Consider the following 21,479-nt stretch of genomic DNA (forward strand, 5'->3'; position numbering starts at 1 on the left):
CTGGAAAAAGTAGCACCCTGAAACCAAAAAAAGCCGCGAGATAATCACGGCTTTTTTTGTTTCTACGGGAAGCTGCTGATCATGTTCGTGGCGTCACGAAAATGATCCGGCCTACTTAGTAACTAGTCTCCGGCAAACTCGCAATAATCGACCGATAACTATTCATCCGTTGCTGCTGCACACGCCCATCTTCCAGCGCCTTGAGCAACGCACAACCCGGCTCGCGGTCGTGTTTGCAGTCGCGGAAGCGGCAGGTGCCGATCAGGTCGTTGAACTCGATGAAGCCAGCTTCGACGTCGGCACGGCTGACGTGGCCCAGGCCGAATTCGCGGATGCCCGGGGAGTCGATCAGTTCACCGCCGCCAGGGAAGTGGAACAACCGAGCGGTGGTGGTGGTGTGGGTGCCCTGGCCGGACAGCTCGGACAGCGGGCCGACGCGGGTTTCGACTTCCGGCAGCAGGCTGTTGACCAGCGACGACTTGCCCACGCCCGACTGGCCGACGAACACGCTGATGCGCCCGTCCAGCTGTTCTTGAAGTTGTTCCATGCCGTTGCCGTGGTGGGCCGACACTTCCAGCACCGGGTAACCGAGCGTGCGGTAAACCGCCAGCAAGGCATTCAGCGCCGGGGCGTTCTGCTCGTCGATCAGGTCGAACTTGTTGAGCAGCAACAGTGGACGAATCCCTGCGTGCTCAGCAGCGACCAGATAGCGGTCGATCAGGTTCGCATGCGGCTCTGGCAGCGGTGCGAAGACGATGACGATCATGTCGACGTTGGCCGCTACGGGCTTGAGCTGGCCACGGCTGTCCGGGCGGCAGAGTTCGGTTTTGCGTGGCAGTTGCGCCACGATCACACCGATACCCTGGTTGCCGGCACGCCAGACCACCTGGTCGCCGGTCACCAGCGCCGGGAGGTTGGCGCGCAAGTGGCAGCGGAATACCTGGCCGGCCAGATCGCCATCAAGCGCTTCGACTTCGACCTGCACACCGAAGTGCGCGATCACCAGGCCCGTCTGTTCCGGACCCAGGTCGCCGCCCTCAAGTGCCTCGACAGCCGAGGACTCGCGTTTGGCGGCGCGGGCAGCGCGCTCGCCCTGAATCTTTTCGATGCGCCAGTTTTGACGACGATTGAGTTGGCGTTTGGCCATGGGTGTTCCGTATCAATAATGCAGCGATTAGGTAAAACGGTCGCGAGTTTAGCACGCCCCGGCGGCGGCCTAGGCTAAACTGCGCAGCTACGCCGAGGAGCCGACTTATGCAAAACCCACAGAATCTGATCTGGATCGACCTGGAAATGACCGGTCTGAACCCGGATACCGACGTCATCATCGAGATGGCGACGATTGTCACCGACAGCAATCTCAATACCTTGGCCGAAGGTCCGGTGATCGCAATCCACCACAGCGACGAAATTCTTGCCGGCATGGACGAGTGGAACACCCGTCAGCACGGCGGTTCGGGCCTGACCCAACGGGTGCGCGACAGCCGCATCAGCATGGCCGAGGCCGAGGCCGAGACCATCGCCTTCCTGGAAAAATGGGTGCCGAAGGGCAAGAGCCCGATCTGCGGTAACAGCATCTGCCAGGACCGTCGCTTCCTTTATACGCACATGAAATCCCTGGAAAGCTATTTTCACTACCGCAACCTTGATGTGTCGACGCTCAAAGAGCTGGCGGCCCGCTGGGCGCCGGAGGTGCGTGACAGCTTCCAGAAGGGCAGCACTCACTTGGCGCTGGACGACATTCGCGAATCCATTGCCGAGTTGCAGCACTACCGCAAGCATTTCATCAAGTTCTGATTCCGGGGCGCCTGTTCCGGCCTCTTCGCGAGCAGGCTCACTCCCACCTTTGATTTGAGGTGTTAACAGAAATGTGTGCCCACTCACAATCACTGTGGGAGCGAGCCTGCTCGCGAAGGCGTCCGTCCAGTCACCCTCAACTGGATGGCCGTCGATTCTGGTCCGCCCCCTTTTGGTGCTGTGACTAAATGGCTAGACTGCGCGCCTTCCTGCCAGGACCGCCGCCATGTTGCTGATGCTTTATCTGATCGCCATTACCGCTGAAGCCATGACTGGCGCCTTGTCTGCCGGACGTCGCGGCATGGACTGGTTTGGCGTGGTGCTGATCGCCTGCGTTACCGCCTTGGGCGGCGGTTCGGTGCGTGACGTGCTGCTGGGCCACTACCCGCTGACCTGGGTCAAACACCCGGAATACCTGGTGCTGACCACGATCGCGGCGATGTTCACGGTGTTCGCTGCACGCTGGATGCGCCATCTGCGCTCACTGTTTCTGGTGCTCGACGCCGTCGGTCTGGTGGCGTTTACCCTGATCGGCTGCATGACCGCACTGGAAATGGGCCACGGCATGCTGGTGGCCTCGGTCAGCGGCGTAATCACCGGGGTGTTCGGCGGTATCTTGCGCGACATCTTCTGCAACGACATCCCGCTGATTTTCCGTCGCGAACTCTATGCCAGCGTCTCGTTCGCGGCCGCCTGGTGCTATATGTTGTGCATCTACCTGCAACTGCCCGGTGAACAGGCGATTCTGATCACGCTGTTTGGTGGCTTCCTGTTGCGTCTGCTGGCGATACGTTTCCACTGGGAAATGCCGAAGTTCGTCTACAACGACGAGGTTTGACTCCCCCTACGCCAGGCCGTGTTGTTTCAGGGCCCACTCGACATGTTCCCGCACCAGCTCCGACGGATAATCGCGCCTCGCCTTCAACGCCTCCAGCACCGGAATGCTTGAAGGCGCATTGCCCAGACCCACCGCCAGATTGCGCAGCCAGCGTTCATACCCGGCGCGGCGTAACGGCGAGCCTTCGGTGCTGCTGAGAAACCTGTCCTCGTCCCACATGAACAACTCAGCCAGTTCGGCGTTGTCCAGGTTGTGCCTTGGCTTGAAGTCGCTTTCTCCCGACGGGCGGGCGAAGCGGTTCCACGGGCAGACGATCTGGCAGTCATCGCAACCAAATACCCGATTGCCGATCAGTGGCCGCAACTCTTCGGGGATCGCGCTTTTGAGTTCGATGGTCAGGTAGGAAATGCAGCGCCTTGCATCCAGTACGTACGGGCCGACGAAGGCGTTGGTCGGGCAGATGTCCAGACAGGCGGTGCAGCGTCCGCAATGTTCGGTGGTGTGAGGCGGGTCTTCCGGCAGCGGCAGATCGACGAACAGTTCGCTTAGAAAGAAATAGCTGCCGGCCTTGCGATTCAATACCAGGGTGTTTTTGCCGATCCAGCCCAGGCCGGCCTTCTCGGCGATGGCCTTTTCCAGCACCGGGGCGCTGTCGACAAAGGCGCGGTAGCCGAACGGGCCGATCACCGCCTGAATTTTTTCTGCCAGTTGTTGCACGCGTTTACGGATCAATTTGTGGTAATCGCGGCCCAAGGCATAACGCGATACGTAGGCTTTTTCCGGTTGGGCCAGCAATTGCGCCATTTGCGTGTCGCCCGGCAGGTAGTCCATGCGCAGGGACACCACGCGCAAGGTACCTGGCACCAGCTCGTCCGGATGCGAGCGTTTGCTGCCGTGGGCACCCATGTATTCCATTTCGCCGTGGTAGCCGGCGTCGAGCCAGCGTTGCAGATGCTGTTCATGCTCGGCCAGGTCCAGGCCGCTGATGCCGACTTGCTGAAAGCCCAGCTCGCGGCCCCAGTCCTTGATGGATTGGGCGAGGGCGGGCAGGTCTGTGGTAATAGCGGGCATGAGACGAGAGAAACCGGAGCTGAGGTGCGTATAATTCTGCCAGACATCGGAGCCCGAAGACGCATGCCGCACACTAAAGATGATTTACCCGACGCGCTGTATAGCGCCGCGCAAGTGCGCGGGCTCGATGCAAGGCTGATCGCGGCCGGCACATCGGGCTTCGAATTGATGCAGCGGGCGGCGCGTGCGACGTGGCGGGCGCTGGTTCGTCAGTGGCCTGCGGGCCGCGAATTGAGCGTGATGGCGGGGCATGGCAACAACGCCGGCGACGGTTATCTGGTGGCGGTGCTGGCCCGACGTGCCGGGTGGGCGGTGCGGGTGCTGGCGGTGGGCGATCCCCAGCGTTTGCAGGGCGATGCCGCGTTGGCCCATGCCGAGGCCGTGTCAGAAAAAGTTTCCATTGAGGCTTGGACGGCGCAGTCGACGCTGAGCGGCATCGTGCTTGATGCCTTGCTGGGCACCGGTATCAGTGGCGAAGTGCGTGAGCCCTTTGCCAGCGCCATCGACGCGATCAACACCAGCGGCCTGCCCGTGGCGGCGGTGGATATTCCATCGGGGCTGTGTGCCGATACCGGTTGTCTGCTCGGTCACGGTGTGCGGGCTGATCTGACGGTGACGTTCATCGGTTTGAAGCTGGGACTGTTTACCGGCGATGCGGCGGATGTGGTGGGCAATCTGGTATTCAACGACCTGCACGCCGATCCGCAGTTGCTTGAAATGGCTGCCAGCAGCGCGCTGCGTCTGACGGTCGCTAATCTGCCGCGCCTTGCCCCGCGTCCGCCTACGTCGCACAAAGGCAAGTTCGGCCATGTGTTGCTGATCGGCGGTGATCGCGGTTTCGGCGGTGCGATCCTGCTCAGTACGCAAAGTGCCCTGCGCAGTGGTGCGGGCATGGTTTCGGTGGCCACGCGCAGCGAACACATTCCGGCCGCACTGGCGCGGTTGCCCGAGGCGATGGTGTTGGGCGCTTCGTCGGCGAACCAGTTGATGGGGCTGCTGGAGAAGGCGACGGTGCTGGTGGTTGGTCCGGGGCTGGGGCAGGCTGGCTGGGGGCGCAGTCTGCTGTCCGCCGCTGCCAATGCGCCGTTGCCGCAAGTCTGGGACGCGGATGCGCTGAACATGCTGGCCACCGGTAGCGTGAGCTTGCCGAAGGATTGCATCATCACCCCGCATCCCGGCGAAGCGGCGCGCTTGCTGGGCATGACGACCGCCGAGGTGCAGGCCGATCGTCCGGCTGCCGCCCATGCATTGAGCGAAAAATACGCAGCGGTGGTGATTCTCAAAGGCGCCGGCAGCCTGATCGCCAGCCCGGATGGACGTCTGGCGCTGTGTCATCAGGGCCATCCGTCGATGGCCACTGCCGGTCTGGGCGACGTGCTGGCCGGTCTGGTTGGTGCGCTACTCGCCCAAGGTATGGATGCATTTGAGGCCGCGTGTCTGGCAGTCTGGCTGCATGCCAATGCCGGCGCGCAACAAGGTAAATCGGGCCGTGGGCTGGCGGCCAGTGATCTGATTCCAGCCATTCGTCAGTTGTTGGAGGAGCAAGCACCGTGTCTGAAGTAACCCTTTACCTGCCTGATGAAGAGGCGATGACGGCATTTGGTGCGCGTATCGCGCAAACCACTGCAGGGCACGGTCTGATATTTCTCGAGGGCGACCTGGGGGCGGGCAAGACCACGCTGTCGCGTGGCATTATCCGCGGGCTGGGGCATGTCGGCGCGGTCAAGAGTCCGACCTTCACCCTGGTCGAACCGTATGAAATTGGCGAGATCCGCGCCTTCCATTTCGATCTCTATCGACTGGTCGATCCGGAGGAACTGGAGTACCTCGGTATCCGCGACTACTTTGAAGATGACGCCCTGTGCCTGATCGAATGGCCCCAGAAAGGTGCAGGCTTTTTGCCAAAGCCCGACCTGACCATTACCATTAGCCCGCATGACAGCGGGCGTTCGCTGAAAATCTTGCCCCAGGGCTCGCGTGGCGAGTTGTGGTGTGCCGCTTTGGCATTGGAATCCAAATAAATGATGGGGTTAGGTATGCGCTTTCGCGCGATGGTAGCTGCCGTAGGATTGTTGCTTTTGGCGGTAACCGTCGACGCTGTGGCCGACTCGAAGGTCAACAGCGTTCGCCTGTGGCGGGCACCGGACAACACCCGACTGGTGTTCGACCTCAGTGGCCCGGTGCAGCACAGTGTGTTCACCCTGACTTCGCCGGATCGGCTGGTCATCGACATCAATGGCGCGACCCTCGGCGCACCGCTCAAGGTCAATACCGCCAATACCCCGATTACTGCGATGCGCTCGGCCCAACGCACGCCGACCGACCTGCGAGTGGTCATCGACCTGAAAAAAGCCGTCACCCCGAAAAGCTTCGTCCTGGCGCCTAATGCCCAGTACGGCAATCGCCTGGTGGTTGACCTGTTCGACAGCGCCGAAGCGGCTGCCCCGATTCCGCCGCCGCCGAGCAACGTCGCGACGGTAGCCCCGGTGCCGGTCACCCCAGTCGATCCTCCGGTGAAGCTGCCACCTGCTCCGGCCGGCAAGCGCGACATCGTCGTGGTCATCGATGCCGGTCACGGCGGTGAAGACCCTGGCGCTTCGGGCTCTCGCGGCCAGCATGAGAAAGACGTGGTACTGGCCATCGCCCGCGAATTGCAGCGTCAGGTCAATGGCATGAAAGGCTACCGCGCCGAATTGACCCGTACCGGCGACTACTTCATTCCGTTGCGTGGCCGAACCGAAATCGCCCGCAAGAAAGGCGCCGACCTGTTCGTCTCGATCCACGCCGACGCAGCGCCGTCTGCGGCGGCCTTCGGTGCGTCGGTGTTCGCCCTGTCTGATCGCGGCGCGACGTCTGAGACTGCCCGTTGGCTGGCCGACAGCGAAAACCGTTCCGACCTGATCGGTGGTGCCGGCAGCGTCAGCCTCGACGACAAGGACCGCATGCTGGCCGGCGTGCTGCTCGACTTGTCCATGACCGCGTCCCTGACTTCCAGCCTGGATGTTGGCCAGAAGGTCTTGAGCAACATCAGCCGCGTCACGCCGTTGCACAAACAACGGGTGGAACAGGCCGGCTTCATGGTGCTGAAATCGCCGGACATCCCGTCGATCCTGGTGGAAACCGGCTTTATCTCCAACGCCAATGAAGCGAACAAGTTGTCCGGTGCGAGCCATCAGCAGGCGCTCGCGCGCTCCATCAGCGCGGGTGTTCGCCAGTTCTTCCAGCAGAATCCGCCACCGGGCACCTACATCGCCTGGCTGCGTGACTCCGGCAAGATCGCCCAAGGGCCGCGCGACCACCGCGTGAGTCCGGGCGAGACGCTGGCGATGATTGCCGTGCGTTATCAGGTGTCCCCGGCCACTTTGCGCAGCGCCAACAATCTGAAAAGCGATGAGCTGAAAATCGGCCAGACCCTGACCATCCCCGGCACCGAGCTGGCGGCCAAGGAATGAATCAGATGCTGAACAACAGCGCTCGTATCGAGCTGCTCAGCCCGCGACTGGCGAACCAGATTGCCGCGGGTGAGGTGGTCGAGCGCCCGGCGTCGGTGATCAAGGAGTTGCTGGAAAACAGCCTCGACTCTGGTGCCCGGCGCATTGATGTCGATGTCGAACAGGGCGGCGTCAAGCTGCTGCGGGTGCGTGACGATGGCAGCGGAATTTCTGCCGATGACCTGCCGCTGGCGCTGGCGCGACACGCCACCAGCAAGATTCGTAATCTCGAAGACCTGGAACAGGTGATGAGCCTGGGCTTTCGCGGCGAGGCGCTGGCGTCGATCAGCTCCGTGGCACGTCTGACCCTGACGTCGCGCACCAAGGATGCCGATCAGGCCTGGCAGGTCGAGACCGAAGGCCGGGACATGGCGCCTCGCGTGCAACCGGCGGCCCACCCGGTGGGCACTTCGGTGGAAGTGCGCGACCTGTTTTTCAACACCCCGGCGCGACGCAAATTCCTCAAGACCGAGAAAACCGAATTCGATCACCTGCAAGAAGTGATCAAGCGCCTGGCCTTGGCACGGTTTGACGTGGCGTTCCATCTGCGCCACAACGGCAAGACCATCCTCAGCCTGCACGAAGCCCATGATGACGCGGCCCGTGCCCGGCGTGTGGCAGCGATCTGCGGCTCGGGTTTCCTGGAGCAGGCGCTGCCGATCGAAATCGAGCGCAATGGTCTGCATTTGTGGGGCTGGGTCGGTTTGCCGACGTTCAATCGCAGTCAGGCGGACTTGCAGTATTTCTTTGTGAATGGCCGTGCGGTACGCGACAAATTGGTGGCCCATGCGGTGCGTCAGGCGTATCGCGACGTGTTGTTCAATGGCCGGCATCCGACGTTCGTGCTGTTTTTCGAAGTCGATCCGGCGGGCGTTGACGTCAACGTGCACCCGACCAAGCACGAAGTGCGCTTCCGTGACGGGCGCATGGTCCACGATTTCCTGTACGGCACCTTGCACCGTGCCTTGGGCGATGTGCGCCCGGAAGACCATCTGGCGGCGCCAGTGGCGACGGCCATTGTTCGACCGACCGGCATCGACGCCGGTGAGTTCGGGCCCCAGGGTGAAATGCGTCTGGCGGCCAATGCACTGCTGGAGCAGCCTCAAGGGCAACCGTCTTTCAATGCGCCGGCAGGTTCTGGCGCTGGCGCCGGTTACCAATATCAGTACACGCCACGCCCTCAGTCGGGTGTTCCCGCCGCCGAGGCTCAGGCGGCGTATCGTGAATTCTTCGCGCCTCTGCCAGAAGCCAACGCGGTCGCGCTTCCGGCAGGGCAGGACGATATTCCGCCGCTGGGTTATGCGCTGGCGCAGCTCAAGGGCATCTACATACTCTCGGAGAACGCTCAGGGCCTGGTGCTGGTGGACATGCACGCCGCCCACGAGCGGATCATGTATGAACGTTTGAAAATCGCCATGGCCAGCGAAGGTCTGAGCGGCCAGCCGCTGCTGGTGCCGGAGTCCCTGGCGGTCAGCCAGCGTGAAGCCGATTGCGCTGAAGAACACGTCGCGTGGTTCCAGCGTCTGGGCTTCGAGTTGCAGCGCCTCGGCCCGGAAACCCTGGCCATTCGGCAGATTCCGGCGTTGCTCAAGCAGGCTGAAGCCAACCGTCTGGTCAGCGACGTGCTGGCCGACCTGATGGAGTACGGCTCCAGCGACCGGATTCAGGCCCACCTGAACGAACTGCTCGGCACCATGGCCTGCCACGGCGCTATTCGCGCCAACCGCCGCCTGGCCCTGCCGGAAATGAACGGCCTGCTGCGGGACATGGAAAACACCGAACGCAGCGGTCAATGCAACCATGGCCGACCGACCTGGACCCAACTGGGCCTGGACGATCTGGACAAACTGTTCTTGCGCGGTCGTTGATGAGCCAGCTCCCACCTGCCATTTTCCTGATGGGCCCAACTGCAGCGGGCAAGACCGACCTGGCCATCGAACTGACCAAAGTCCTGCCTTGCGAGCTGATCAGCGTCGATTCGGCGCTGGTCTACCGTGGCATGGACATCGGCACCGCGAAACCGTCCAAAGAACTGCTGGCCGAGTTTCCGCACCGTCTGATCGATATTCTCGACCCGGCACAAAGCTATTCGGCAGCCGATTTTCGTCGCGACGCGCTTGAAGCCATGGCTGACATCACCGCGCGGGGCAAAATCCCGCTGCTGGTGGGCGGCACGATGCTCTATTACAAGGCCTTGATTGACGGTCTGGCGGACATGCCGGCAGCGGATGCAGACGTCCGTGCGCAAATTGAAGAAGAGGCTGCACGCCTCGGCTGGCAAGCCCTGCACGATCAATTGGCAGTCATTGACCCGGTATCGGCAGCACGCATTCACCCCAACGACCCCCAGCGCCTGAGTCGGGCGCTGGAAGTCTATCGGGTGAGCGGTCAGAGCATGACCGAGCTACGCTTGCAACAATATGCGCAAAGTACTGAAGCAGCCGCTTCGGGACTGCAACATTTGCCCTATACTGTCGCGAACTTGGCTATCGCTCCGGCAAATCGTCAGGTACTGCACGAGCGCATTAAACAAAGATTCACAAATATGTTGGAACAGGGATTCATCGACGAGGTCGTAGCCCTGCGTAAGCGAAGTGACCTGCATGCCGGGTTGCCGTCTATACGTGCTGTGGGATATCGACAAGTCTGGGATTACCTGGATGGCAAGCTGACGTCAGCCGAGATGCAGGAGCGTGGAGTCATTGCCACGCGCCAATTGGCAAAGCGCCAGTTCACCTGGCTGCGCAGTTGGGCTGATCTGCATTGGTTGGACAGCCTCGATTGCGACAATCTGCCACGCGCCTTGAAATACCTCGGGACCATCTCCATATTGAGCTGAGTCCTTGCAATTGCCGTCTATCCTTGGGGGTGTGACGGCCAAAGCCATCTGAATTACCTTATTTTTTATTATTGAATCCTTAAAGGAGTGCGGCACATGTCAAAAGGGCATTCGCTACAAGACCCTTACTTGAATACTTTACGTAAAGAGAAAGTTGGGGTTTCCATCTATCTGGTCAACGGTATCAAACTGCAAGGCACGATCGAGTCGTTCGACCAGTTCGTCATCCTGCTGAAAAACACCGTCAGCCAGATGGTTTACAAACACGCTATCTCTACAGTGGTGCCGGTTCGTCCAATTCGTCTGCCTAGCGCAACCGAATCCGAAGCAGGTGACGCTGAGCCAGGTAACGCCTGATAGGAGTCTCCTTTGTTCTTTGAGCGCCACGGTGGTGGTGAACGAGTGATCCTCGTTCACTTGGATGGACAGGACCCTGAGGCGCGCGAAGATCCGCAGGAGTTTCAGGAGTTGGCTAATTCGGCCGGCGCCGAGACCGTTGCGTTTTTTAACGTGCCGCGTCATCGGCCAACCGCCAAATACCTGATTGGCAGCGGCAAGGTCGAGGAATTACGCGACCTGGTCAAAGCCGAACAGGTAGATCTGGTGATTTTCAATCACATCCTCACGCCCAGTCAGGAACGTAACCTCGAACGTGTTTTCGAGTGTCGCGTGATCGACCGTACCGGTCTGATTCTCGATATTTTCGCCCAACGTGCCCGTACCCATGAAGGCAAGCTCCAGGTAGAACTGGCCCAGCTTGACCACATGAGCACCCGGCTGGTTCGTGGCTGGACCCACCTTGAGCGTCAAGGTGGCGGTATCGGTATGCGTGGCCCGGGTGAAACCCAGTTGGAAACCGACCGCCGTTTGCTGCGGGTTCGCCTGCGACAGATCAAGGGCCGGCTGGAAAAAGTACGCAGTCAGCGCGAACAGTCGCGACGCGGCCGTACGCGTGCGGATATTCCTACCGTATCGCTGGTGGGGTATACCAACGCCGGCAAATCCACGCTCTTCAATAACGTGACGAAATCCGACGTGTACGCGGCTGACCAGTTGTTTGCCACGCTGGACCCGACCTTGCGCCGTCTGGAACTCGACGACCTGGGGCCGATCGTCCTGGCCGACACTGTGGGTTTCATACGCCACTTGCCGCACAAACTGGTCGAGGCATTTCGGTCTACGCTCGAAGAGTCGAGCAACTCAGACCTGCTGTTGCACGTGATCGATGCGGCCGAACCGGATCGCATGTTGCAGATCGAGCAGGTGATGGTGGTCCTCGGCGAGATCGGGGCGCAAGACTTGCCGATCCTCGAGGTATACAACAAACTCGATTTGCTTGAAGGCGTTGAGCCACAAATCCAGCGCGACGAAAACGGCAAGCCCCAACGGGTCTGGCTGTCGGCGCGTGATGGAAGTGGTCTGGAATTGCTCGAGCAAGCCATTGCCGAGTTGCTCGGCGGTGATTTGTTCGTGGGGACCTTGCGCTTGCCGCAACGCTTTGCTCGACTGCGTGCGCAGTTTTTCGAACTCGGTGCGGTGCAGAAAGAAGAACACGACGAAGAAGGCGTCTGCCTGCTGGCCGTTCGCTTGCCACGAGTCGAGTTGAATCGACTGGTGAGCCGCGAAGGTTTGCAACCGATGGACTTCATCGAGCAACACACTTTGCAATAAAAGCCTGAGAAAGCGGTTGTGCCGTGGTGACAGGCATTCTGTAGCATTGGTCGGCGCGCCGTGGGTGCGTCTTTGCTTTATCAGATGGAGAGCGCTATGGCTTGGAATGAGCCGGGTGGCAACTCGAATAATCAGGATCCTTGGGGTGGCAAGCGCCGCAATAACGGCGACCGCAAGGGACCACCGGATCTCGACGAGGCCTTCCGAAAGCTGCAGGAAAGCCTGAACGGGTTGTTCGGTGGTGGTAAAAAACGTGGTGATGACGGCGGTGGTTCGGGCAAGAGTGGCGGCTTCGGCGGCCTGCTCGGCATCGGCCTGGTCGTGCTCGCGGCTGTGTGGCTGTACAGCGCGGTTTATGTGGTCGACGAGCAGGAGCAAGCCGTGGTGCTGCGCTTCGGCAAGTACTACGAGACTGTCGGCCCGGGCCTGAACATCTACTTCCCGCCGATCGACAAGAAGTACATGGAAAACGTGACGCGTGAGCGTTCGTACACCAAGCAGGGCCAGATGCTGACCGAAGACGAGAACATCGTCGAAGTGCCGCTGACCGTGCAGTACAAGATCAGCAACCTGCAGGATTTCGTGCTGAACGTCGATCAGCCGGAAATCAGCCTGCAGCAAGCGACCGACAGCGCCTTGCGCCATGTGGTGGGTTCCACCGCCATGGACCAGGTACTGACCGAAGGTCGTGAATTGATGGCCAGCGAGATCAAGGAGCGTCTGCAACGCTTCCTCGACACCTATCGCACCGGTATCACCGTTACCCAGGTCAACGTTCAGAACGCAGCGGCACCGCGTGAAGTCCAGGAAGCCTTCGATGACGTGATCCGTGCCCGTGAAGACGAGCAGCGTTCGCGCAACCAGGCTGAAACCTATGCCAACGGCGTCGTGCCGGAAGCCCGTGGTCAGGCCCAGCGCATCCTCGAGGATGCCAATGGTTACCGTGACGAGACCGTCTCCCGTGCCAAGGGTGAGGCTGATCGCTTCACCAAGCTGGTAGCCGAGTATCGCAAGGCCCCTGAAGTGACCCGCCAGCGTCTGTACCTGGACACCATGCAGGAAGTCTTCACCAACACCAGCAAGGTTCTCGTGACCGGCAACAAGAATGGCCAGAGCAATCTGCTGTACTTGCCGCTGGACAAGATGATCCAGAATGGTTCGGGCGCTAATGCGCCGGTAACCGGTTCGGCCGCCGCCACCAACAACACGGATGTCGCGCCGCATGTCACTGACCTGCCGCAAACACGCACAAGGGAGACCCGCTGATGAGCAATAAATCGCTGATCGCCCTGATTGTTGGCGTCGTTGTGGTACTGGTGGGCTGGAACTGCTTCTACATCGTGGCTCAGACCGAGCGTGCGGTGTTGCTGCAATTCGGTCGCGTGGTCCAGGCTGACGTTCAGCCGGGCCTGCATGTGAAAGTGCCTTACGTTAACCAAGTGCGTAAATTCGACGCACGCCTGATGACGCTGGATGCACCGACACAACGCTTCCTGACGCTGGAAAAGAAAGCCGTCATGGTCGATGCCTTCGCCAAGTGGCGCGTGAAAGATGCCGAGCGCTTCTACACCGCGACGTCCGGCCTCAAGCAGATTGCTGACGAACGTCTGTCCCGTCGTCTGGAATCGGGCCTGCGTGACCAGTTCGGTAAACGCACGCTGCACGAAGTGGTATCCGGTGAACGTGACGCGCTGATGGCTGACATCACCGCCTCGCTGAACAAGATGGCGGAAAAAGAGCTGGGCATCGAAGTCGTCGATGTTCGGGTCAAGGCCATCGACCTGCCCAAAGAAGTGAACCGCAGCGTGTTCGAACGTATGAGCACCGAGCGTGAGCGTGAAGCTCGCGAGCACCGGGCCAAGGGTAACGAGCTGGCAGAAGGCATCCGTGCCGACGCCGATCGTCAACGCCGCGTGCTGCTGGCTGAAGCCTATCGTGAATCCGAAGAGGTTCGCGGTGATGGTGATGCCCAGGCTGCTGCGATCTACTCCAAGGCTTACGGCCAGGATCAGGAGTTCTACGGGTTCTACCGTAGCCTGCGCGCCTACCGTGAAAGCTTCGCGAACAAAACCGACGTCATGGTCCTCGACCCAAGCAGCGACTTCTTCCGTTACCTGGAAAAAGCCAAACCTTGATACAGCGTTGACCTGAATCACCCCGCCCGGCAGCTAAAACCTCGGGCAGGGTGATCCTTTGGGAAAACGTGTGTATGATGCGGCAGCCGGGAAATTCCCGGCTTTTTTGCGTCTGCACGTTTGATTGCGGTTTTTTGTGCAAGACATCGAGCTGAACGGCTCGACAGATTTTTCGAGGAAAGTGATTGGCGAAGCCGGTTTAAGGCTTTTCGCCCTGTTGTTCATGCGCGTGGTTTTATACGCATGAGCCGAGCATTTTCTGCTTCACTCAAGGCTCGCCCAGAGGCTGGCCGCCCGGATCATAGGGGAATGGCGTAATGGCAACGGTAGACCGCTGGCTGCTGCCAGATGGCATCGAAGAAGTACTGCCACCTGAGGCTGCGCGCATTGAAGTTGCGCGCCGCCAGGTGTTGGATCTGTTCCAGAGCTGGGGTTACGAGTTTGTCGTGACTCCCCATATCGAGTACCTGGAATCCCTGCTGACTGGCGCGGGCCAGGACCTGGATCTGCGTACCTTCAAGGTCATCGACCCGCAGTCGGGCCGGCAGATGGGTTTCCGTGCCGACATCACGCCGCAAGTGGCGCGCATTGATGCGCACACCCTGCGTCGCGAAGGCCCGAGCCGTCTGTGCTATGCCGGCAGTGTGCTGCATGCCCAGCCGCGTGCCTTGTCGTCCTCGCGCAGCCCGATCCAGTTGGGCGCCGAGTTGTACGGTGACGCCAGCCCGAGCAGCGACGTTGAAGTCATCAGCCTGATGCTGGCCATGCTGCAACTGGCCGACGTGCCGGATGTGCACATGGACCTCGGTCATGTCGGCATCTACCGTGGCCTGGCCCGCGCTGCCGGTTTGTCCGGTGAAGTGGAACAGCAGTTGTTCGATGCGTTGCAACGCAAGGCCATCGACGAGGTCATTATCTTGACCGAAGGCTTGCCTGCCGAGTTGTCGGGCATGCTGCGAGCGTTGGTCGACCTGTGTGGCGGTCGTGAAGTATTGAGTGCTGCCCGTGAGCGTCTGGCCAATGCGCCGGCGCCAGTACTGGCGGCACTGGAAGACTTGTTGGCGATTGCCGACCGTCTGTCCACGCGTTTTCCGGAGTTGCCGCTTTACTTCGACCTGGGCGAGTTGCGCGGCTATCACTACCACACCGGTGTGGTGTTCGCGGTGTTCGTACCGGGTGTTGGCCAGTCCATCGCCCAAGGCGGTCGTTACGACGACATCGGCGCCGACTTCGGTCGCGCGCGTCCGGCGACGGGCTTCTCCACCGATTTGAAAACCCTGGTGACCCTGGGGCGTGCTGAAATCGAGCTACCGTCTGGCGGTATCTGGATGCCTGACAGTACGGATGCGGCACTCTGGCAGCAGGTTTGCCAGTTGCGCAGTGAGGGTCAGCGTGTCGTCCAGGCATTGCCTGGGCAACCTTTGGCCGCCGCCCGTGATGCGGACTGCGACCGGCAATTGATTCAGCAGAACGGGCTTTGGCAAGTATTGCCGCTGGCTTCTTGAGTTTTCCTGCCGGCGGCTGCCGGCACCAAGTTTGCGCGAATGAGGACAAGTGTTATGGGTAAGAATGTCGTAGTCCTGGGCACCCAATGGGGTGATGAGGGCAAAGGCAAGATCGTTGATCTGCTGACCGAACATGCTGCCGCCGTAGTGCGCTACCAAGGTGGCCACAACGCTGGCCACACCCTGGTCATCGATGGCGAAAAAACCGTCTTGCACCTGATCCCCTCGGGCGTGCTGCGCGAAGGCGTGCAGTGCCTGATCGGCAATGGCGTGGTGGTTGCACCCGACGCTCTGCTGCGGGAAATCACCAAGCTGGAAGAGAAAGGCGTACCGGTGCGTGAGCGCCTGCGTATCAGCCCGTCCTGCCCGCTGATCCTGTCCTACCACGTTGCGCTGGACCAGGCGCGTGAAAAGGCCCGTGGCGAGCTGAAGATCGGCACCACCGGTCGCGGCATCGGCCCGGCTTACGAAGACAAGGTTGCTCGTCGCGGTCTGCGCATCGGTGATCTGTTCCACCGTGAACGCTTCGCCGCCAAGCTGGGCGAGTTGCTGGATTACCACAACTTTGTCCTGGTCAATTACTACAAAGAGCCGGCAATCGACTTCCAGAAGACGCTCGACGAGTGCATGGAATACGCCGAGCTGCTGAAGCCGATGATGCTCGACGTCACCGCTGAGCTGCACAACCTGCGTCGCGCTGGCAAAGACATCATGTTCGAAGGCGCCCAGGGTTCGTTGCTGGACATCGACCACGGTACTTACCCGTACGTCACCAGCTCCAACACCACCGCTGGCGGCATCGCGACCGGTTCGGGCGTGGGTCCGATGTTCCTGGACTACATCCTCGGCATCACCAAGGCCTACACCACTCGTGTAGGTTCTGGCCCGTTCCCGACTGAACTGTTCGACGACGTTGGCGCCTTCCTGGCCAAGCGTGGCCACGAGTTCGGTGCTACCACCGGTCGTGCCCGTCGTTGCGGCTGGTTCGATGCCGTCATCCTGCGTCGCGCCATCGACGTCAACAGCATTTCGGGCCTGTGCCTGACCAAGCTGGACGTGCTGGACGGCCTGGAAACCATCAACATCTGCGTTGGCTACAAGAACCAGGATGGTGCAGTGATCGACGCACCGACTGACGCCGACAGCTACATCGGCCTGGAGCCGGTGTACGAAGAGATGCCAGGCTGGACCGAATCCACCCTCGGTGCCAAGACCCTGGAAGAGCTGCCACAAGCTGCACGCAACTACATCAAACGCGTCGAAGAGTTGGTCGGCGCGCCGATTGACATTATTTCGACGGGCCCGGACCGCAACGAGACCATCGTTCTGCGTCACCCGTTCGCTTAATAAGTCGTTGATGTAAAACACAAAGGCCCCTTGATTGGGGCCTTTGTCGTTTATGCCTGTAGGACGGCATGACCTTTGCTGCGATCTTGATAAAAGCGTCGCTTCCAGCGTGCCATCAATTTAATGGCGCCAAAGCAGAGGGATTTCATGTGTCAGCCATTCTCTCACTGTTACAAAGCCGTCTATTGCGGCCGGTGTTCGTTACCCTTGGTATCGCTCTTTTGGTGCAGGTGCTGGTGGCTGTTGCTCTGACCCGGAGCACGGTGACTGCGCTGGAAGCCGATTTGGGAACGCGCCTGGGCGCCGATAGCCAGAAACTCTCCGGCGAACTGGAGCAGGCGGGGCGTGAAGTCACGTCGAGCCTCGACAGTCTTTCCAGCAACACGCGTGCGCGTCTCACCGCCGGCTTGTCCTCGCGCCTGAAGGACGAACAGGCGCAATTGCGCGCGACGCTGGAAAAAGACCTCAAGGATTCGGCCAACGACATGGCCCAGCTGTTGGCCTCGGTCGCCCCTCGGGCGATGTGGGACAACGATGTGCCGACGCTCTCGGAGTTCGCCCGTCGTGCCCAGCGCAATCCCAACGTGCTGTTCGTCGTCTATGACGACGCTACCGGCCAACACCTGACGCGCTACCTGAACCGGGAAAACCCGATCAACAAGGCGCTTCTGGATAAAGGTCAGGGTGAGCGCGCACTGGACAAGGTGCTGGATGCGGCGAAGAACGATCCGTCGGTTTACTACCTCGAAGCCTCGATCAGCCCCAACGGCGTAGAAATTGGCAAGGTATTGATGGGGGTGTCCACCGCCTCGGTGGAAACCGATCTGGCGGCGCTGGACAAGCGCTTCTCGGCGCTGATCGCCAGCAGTGATCAACTGGTCGGCGACAGCCTCAAAGGTGCGGCGGCCGATAGCGCCACGGCGATGCGCTCGCGCTTGCAGTCGGCACAGTCCACGGCGTCTGAAATGAAAGCCAACACCACCAGCACCGTGCAGGAAGCGGCGGGCACCTTGCGCTGGCGCATCGGCCTGGGCCTGGCGTTGGTCGGGTTTGGCGTGCTGTTGCTGCTGGCTGTGGTGTTGGGGCGTCGCGTGGTCAATCGCTTGAAAATGCTGATTGCGGCCATGGATGACCTGGCGGCGGGTGAGGGCGATCTGACCAAGCGCGTGCAAATCAACAGCAAGGATGAAATCGGTGACATGGCTTCGGCGGTCAATCGCTTTGTGGATAAGTTGCAGCCAATCGTGCGCGAGGCAGGCGATGTGGCCCAGCGTACCGGCGTGGAAATCGGCGCCATGACCTTGCGCAACGCCGGTGCCGACGCGGCGGCCGGTATGCAGCGTGATGAAGTGGCCGAGAGCCTGCGTGCGCTGTCGCAAATGGCGGACGAGGCGCAGTCGGAAAGTCATGCCATGCAGGCGGCATTACAGCAGGTGGTGGATATTCGTCAGGCCACCGACGAGAACACCCGGACGTCGGCCAAGGTCGGCAGCCTGATCGAAGCATTGGCCGGGCAGGTCGACACCGGCGCGAAGGTCATCGAGCGCCTGGCGCAGCAAAGTGAACAGATTGAAGTGGTGCTGACGGTCATTCATGGCATCGCCGAGCAAACCAACCTGCTGGCGCTGAACGCGGCCATCGAAGCGGCGCGGGCGGGTGAGACCGGTCGCGGCTTTGCCGTGGTGGCCGACGAGGTGCGGGCATTGGCGAGCAAGACCCAGAGTTCAACGGGCGACATTCAGGCGCACATCGTTGCGTTGCAGCAGGGCGCACGCGAGGCGGTGGCGGCGATTGGTCAGGCGGGACGTCAGGCCAGCGAAGGCTTGCTGGTGCTGCGTGACAGTGCGCGGTTGCAGCAGTCGGTGCAGGTGTCGGTCGAGCAAGTGCATGCGGCAATTGGCCTGGCGACTCAGGCCGCGGCGCATCAGGCGCAAGGGGCGCAGGCGGTGCGCGGGCGAGTCGAGACGATTCATGCCCAGGCCGAGAAGGCCGCTCAAGCGGTGGTGGAAACCACGGCCAGTGGCAAGGTACTGGATGGGTTGGCGGCGCAGTTGAAGGCGAGCCTGGGCCAGTTCAGGGCTTAGAAATTTCTTCGTTTGATCGGGCCTCTTCGTGAGCAAGCTCGCTCCCACAGTGATTGATGGTAGGCACAAATTTTGTGAATGCCTAAATCAAATGTGGGAGCGAGCCTGCTCGCGAAGGCGATGTCAGCGGCTCAAATACATCCGCGTCGTCAGCAAATAGACCGGCAGCCCCGACACCAGAATCAACAGTGCCGCATAAGGCGCCGCCGCCGCAAACTCCACATTCGCGGTATGCGCCCAGACCTCGGTAGCCAGCGTATTGAGCCCGGTCGGACTCAGCAGCAATGTCGCCGTCAGCTCCTTCATCGCATCCAGAAACACCAGCGCAAACGCCGCGCCCAACGCGGGGAAGATAATCGGCAGCGTCACTCGGCAAAACGCACTGAACGACGAAGCGCCCAGCGTTCGGGCTGCCTCTTCCAGTTGTGGCGCCGCCTTGTTCAGTGCGGTACGAATCGGCGCCTGAGCCAGCGGCAGAAACAACAACGCATAAGCGATCAGCAGCAAGGCTGATGTCTGATACAGCGCCGGCACGTAATGCAGGGCGAAATACACCAGCGTCAGCGCAATCACCAGTCCCGGCAGGGCATGCAGCAGATAAGGCAGGCGCTCGGCCCAGATCGCCAGTTGGCCTTTGTAACGCACCACCAGCAAACCCACCGGCACCGCAAGCACCAGGCACAGCGCGGCGCCACCCAGCGACAGTGCCAGCGACGACAGCAGCGCCTCGCTGATCGCCGCCACCGGGAATGCCGCCGACGAACCCACCGCCAGCCAGTACGCGAGCATCCCCAGTGGAATGCCGCTGCCGATGATCGCCAGCGCCAGGCAGTAAACCTGCCCGGCCCCCGCCCAAGGTCCGAGGTGTACCTGCTCGGCACGACGCGCCGCACCCTGGCCGGTGCGCACGTGTCGGCCCTTGCCGCGCACCCGCAGTTCCAGCCACAGCAGCATCAGGCACAGCGCCAGCAGCACGGCTGACAGCATCGCCGCGTTGGCGTTGCTGAATTCCAGTTCGAACTGCTGATAGATAGCCGTGGTGAACGTCTGCAAGCCGATGATCGACAGCGCGCCGAACTCGACCAGCATGTGCAGCGCAATCAGCAGCGACCCGGCGAGCAGCGACGGCCAGAGCAACGGCAGGGTGATTGTGAAAAACACGCCCCAGCGGTTTTGCCCCAGCGTGCGGGCAGACTCTTCCAGGGATGGATCAAGATTGCGCAGGGTGGCCGCCACCGGCAGAAACACCAGTGGGTATTTGGACAGGGTCATCACCAGGATTGCGCCGCCCAGGCCTTCGAAATGTGCGCTGAGCGACACCCAGGTAAAACTGCTGACAAACGCCGGCACCGCGAACGGCAGGCACAGAATCACGCCCCACAGCCGCCGTCCCTTGAGGTTGCTGCGCTCCAGCAGCCAGGCCAATGACAGACCGATGACGCCACAGGCCAGCGTCACGCCGAGCATCAGCGCCAGCGTATTGCGCAGCAGCCCGAACACATAAGGCCGCCACAACAGGTGCAGCGCCTCGGCCCAGCCAGCCTGCCAGGTCTTGAGCCCGACATACGCCAGTGGCAGCAAGCTCAGGACCACCAGCAGCAACACCGGCAGCAACAGCCAGACGGACGGCCGTTTGCGCCGGGGCACATAACCCCCGCGCACGGCGGGGGCGGATAACGATGCGCTCATCAGTTCAAGCCAACGTCACGTTCCAGGTCCAGGGCTTCTTCGGCGTTGCCGAGGTCGGCTGGCGTGACTTTCGGCGCTTCCAGTTCGCTGAACGGCTTGAGCCCGCGATCCGATGCCATGCCTTTGTGCAGCGGGTATTCGGCGGTGGTCTGGGTGATCACGCGCTGACCTTCTTCGCTGGCCATGTAGGCGAGCAGTTGCTGGGCTTCTTTTGGATGTTTGCTGGATTTCAACACGGCAGCGCTGGAAACCGTGATCAGCCCACCGACGTCGCCGCCAGTGAAGTAATGCAATTTCGAATCGAGCTGGCCCTTTTCGCGCTGCAAGGCGAACCAGTAATAGTTGTTCACCAGCACGGTGGCGACTTCGCCGTTTTCCACGGCTTTGAGGGCGACCATGTTGTTGCTGTAGACCTTGCCGAAGGCGCGCAAGCCGGTCAGCCATTCTTCGGCGGCATCCATCCCATGCACCTTGATGATGGCAACGGCCTGCTCCTGGAATGCGCCGCTGGTAGGCACGAAGCCGACCTTGCCTTGCCATTTGGGATCGGAAAACTCCATCACCGACTTGGGCAGGTCCTTTTCATCGATCAGTTTCGGGTTGAAGGCGACCACGCGAACCCGGGCGGTAACGCCGATCCAGGTGCCATTGCCGGCCACGTACTCTTTGGGCAGGACGGCGAGGGTGGTGGCGTCGGTCTGGGCCAGCAGGCCTTGTTCGCCGAGTTTGTTCAGCGGTGGCGATTCTTCGGTGTAGATCACGTCGGCGGGGGAGCGGTTGCCTTCTTCGACGACCTGACTGGCGAGCTGGTTGCTGCTGCCTTTGCGCACATTGACGTGAATGCCGGTCTTGGCCTCGAAGGCCTTGGCGACGGCGTCGCCGACTTCCTTGTGTTGACCGTTGTAAAGCGTCAGGGAAACCGGATCGGCGGCCTGGGCGAGGGGAGTGGCGAGTGTCAGGCCGAGCAGGGTGATGGTCAGGCCGCGGCGCAGGGTATTTCGAAACATCATTC

General features: G+C 61.1%; 18 protein-coding genes. 14 read left to right on the forward strand and 4 right to left on the reverse strand.

Features of this window, described 5'->3' with window-relative positions:
- Positions 1-115: 115 nt before the first annotated feature.
- Complete coding sequence (rsgA, locus tag POF45_RS18820) at positions 116-1,147, reverse strand: small ribosomal subunit biogenesis GTPase RsgA (RefSeq protein WP_123510832.1); 1,032 nt, start codon at positions 1,145-1,147, stop codon at positions 116-118.
- 107 nt (positions 1,148-1,254) lie between these two features.
- Between rsgA and orn the strand changes: the two genes are divergently transcribed.
- Positions 1,255-1,797, forward strand: a complete 543-nt coding sequence (gene orn, locus POF45_RS18825) for an oligoribonuclease (protein WP_259498754.1) — start codon at positions 1,255-1,257, stop codon at positions 1,795-1,797.
- Between the two features lie 226 nt (positions 1,798-2,023).
- The gene (locus POF45_RS18830) at positions 2,024-2,635 is read left to right on the forward strand and encodes a trimeric intracellular cation channel family protein (protein ID WP_259498756.1); all 612 of its coding nucleotides are present in this window, start codon (positions 2,024-2,026) and stop codon (positions 2,633-2,635) included.
- Between the two features lie 6 nt (positions 2,636-2,641).
- Here the strand turns inward: POF45_RS18830 and queG are convergent, their stop codons facing one another.
- Positions 2,642-3,706 carry a tRNA epoxyqueuosine(34) reductase QueG gene (gene queG, locus POF45_RS18835; RefSeq protein WP_282316392.1) on the reverse strand — a complete coding sequence of 355 codons (1,065 nt, stop codon included), beginning with the start codon at positions 3,704-3,706 and terminating at the stop codon, positions 2,642-2,644.
- Between the two features lie 63 nt (positions 3,707-3,769).
- On the opposite strand from queG, the gene POF45_RS18840 reads away from it, so the two are divergent.
- The 12 genes from POF45_RS18840 to POF45_RS18895 all read left to right on the forward strand — a co-directional run bounded on the left by POF45_RS18840 (position 3,770) and on the right by POF45_RS18895 (position 18,778).
- Positions 3,770-5,269, forward strand: coding sequence for an NAD(P)H-hydrate dehydratase (locus POF45_RS18840; protein ID WP_282316393.1), 1,500 nt, complete (start codon positions 3,770-3,772; stop codon positions 5,267-5,269).
- Positions 5,257-5,727, forward strand: a complete 471-nt coding sequence (gene tsaE / locus POF45_RS18845) for a tRNA (adenosine(37)-N6)-threonylcarbamoyltransferase complex ATPase subunit type 1 TsaE (RefSeq protein ID WP_259498760.1) — start codon at positions 5,257-5,259, stop codon at positions 5,725-5,727. The genes POF45_RS18840 and tsaE overlap by 13 nt, the downstream gene beginning before the upstream one ends.
- The gene (locus tag POF45_RS18850) at positions 5,728-7,158 is read left to right on the forward strand and encodes an N-acetylmuramoyl-L-alanine amidase (RefSeq protein WP_282316394.1); all 1,431 of its coding nucleotides are present in this window, start codon (positions 5,728-5,730) and stop codon (positions 7,156-7,158) included. It begins immediately after the preceding gene.
- Entirely contained in the window at positions 7,155-9,065 is a 1,911-nt protein-coding gene (gene mutL, locus POF45_RS18855) for a DNA mismatch repair endonuclease MutL (RefSeq protein ID WP_431978609.1), read from the forward strand. Before POF45_RS18850 ends, mutL begins: the two co-directional genes overlap by 4 nt.
- Positions 9,065-10,036: a tRNA (adenosine(37)-N6)-dimethylallyltransferase MiaA gene (gene miaA, locus POF45_RS18860; RefSeq protein ID WP_282316395.1), complete on the forward strand. Its 972-nt coding sequence runs from the start codon at positions 9,065-9,067 to the stop codon at positions 10,034-10,036. Before mutL ends, miaA begins: the two co-directional genes overlap by 1 nt.
- 96 nt (positions 10,037-10,132) lie before the next feature.
- Positions 10,133-10,393, forward strand: a complete 261-nt coding sequence (gene hfq / locus POF45_RS18865; RefSeq protein WP_007902656.1) for an RNA chaperone Hfq — start codon at positions 10,133-10,135, stop codon at positions 10,391-10,393.
- A 12-nt stretch (positions 10,394-10,405) separates the two neighbouring features.
- Positions 10,406-11,707, forward strand: coding sequence for a ribosome rescue GTPase HflX (gene hflX / locus POF45_RS18870; RefSeq protein WP_259498762.1), 1,302 nt, complete (start codon positions 10,406-10,408; stop codon positions 11,705-11,707).
- Positions 11,708-11,803: 96 nt separating this feature from the next.
- Positions 11,804-12,973, forward strand: coding sequence for an FtsH protease activity modulator HflK (hflK, locus tag POF45_RS18875; protein ID WP_282316397.1), 1,170 nt, complete (start codon positions 11,804-11,806; stop codon positions 12,971-12,973).
- Positions 12,973-13,842 carry a protease modulator HflC gene (gene hflC, locus POF45_RS18880; RefSeq protein ID WP_259498766.1) on the forward strand — a complete coding sequence of 290 codons (870 nt, stop codon included), beginning with the start codon at positions 12,973-12,975 and terminating at the stop codon, positions 13,840-13,842. The genes hflK and hflC overlap by 1 nt, the downstream gene beginning before the upstream one ends.
- Positions 13,843-14,159: 317 nt before the next feature.
- Positions 14,160-15,347, forward strand: a complete 1,188-nt coding sequence (locus POF45_RS18885) for an ATP phosphoribosyltransferase regulatory subunit (RefSeq protein WP_259498768.1) — start codon at positions 14,160-14,162, stop codon at positions 15,345-15,347.
- A 54-nt stretch (positions 15,348-15,401) separates the two neighbouring features.
- Positions 15,402-16,694 carry an adenylosuccinate synthase gene (locus POF45_RS18890; RefSeq protein WP_259498770.1) on the forward strand — a complete coding sequence of 431 codons (1,293 nt, stop codon included), beginning with the start codon at positions 15,402-15,404 and terminating at the stop codon, positions 16,692-16,694.
- A 149-nt stretch (positions 16,695-16,843) separates the two neighbouring features.
- The gene (locus POF45_RS18895) at positions 16,844-18,778 is read left to right on the forward strand and encodes a methyl-accepting chemotaxis protein (RefSeq protein WP_259498772.1); all 1,935 of its coding nucleotides are present in this window, start codon (positions 16,844-16,846) and stop codon (positions 18,776-18,778) included.
- Between the two features lie 123 nt (positions 18,779-18,901).
- On the opposite strand, the gene POF45_RS18900 is transcribed toward POF45_RS18895, so the two are convergent.
- The gene (locus POF45_RS18900) at positions 18,902-20,467 is read right to left on the reverse strand and encodes an ABC transporter permease (protein WP_259498773.1); all 1,566 of its coding nucleotides are present in this window, start codon (positions 20,465-20,467) and stop codon (positions 18,902-18,904) included.
- Positions 20,467-21,477 (reverse strand): extracellular solute-binding protein, encoded by a 1,011-nt coding sequence (locus tag POF45_RS18905; protein ID WP_282316398.1) that lies wholly within the window; start codon positions 21,475-21,477, stop codon positions 20,467-20,469. The genes POF45_RS18900 and POF45_RS18905 overlap by 1 nt, the downstream gene beginning before the upstream one ends.
- Positions 21,478-21,479: the final 2 nt, after the last annotated feature.

Origin of the sequence: Pseudomonas fungipugnans, from assembly GCF_029955235.1 — a bacterium.
Lineage (GTDB): Bacteria > Pseudomonadota > Gammaproteobacteria > Pseudomonadales > Pseudomonadaceae > Aquipseudomonas > Aquipseudomonas fungipugnans.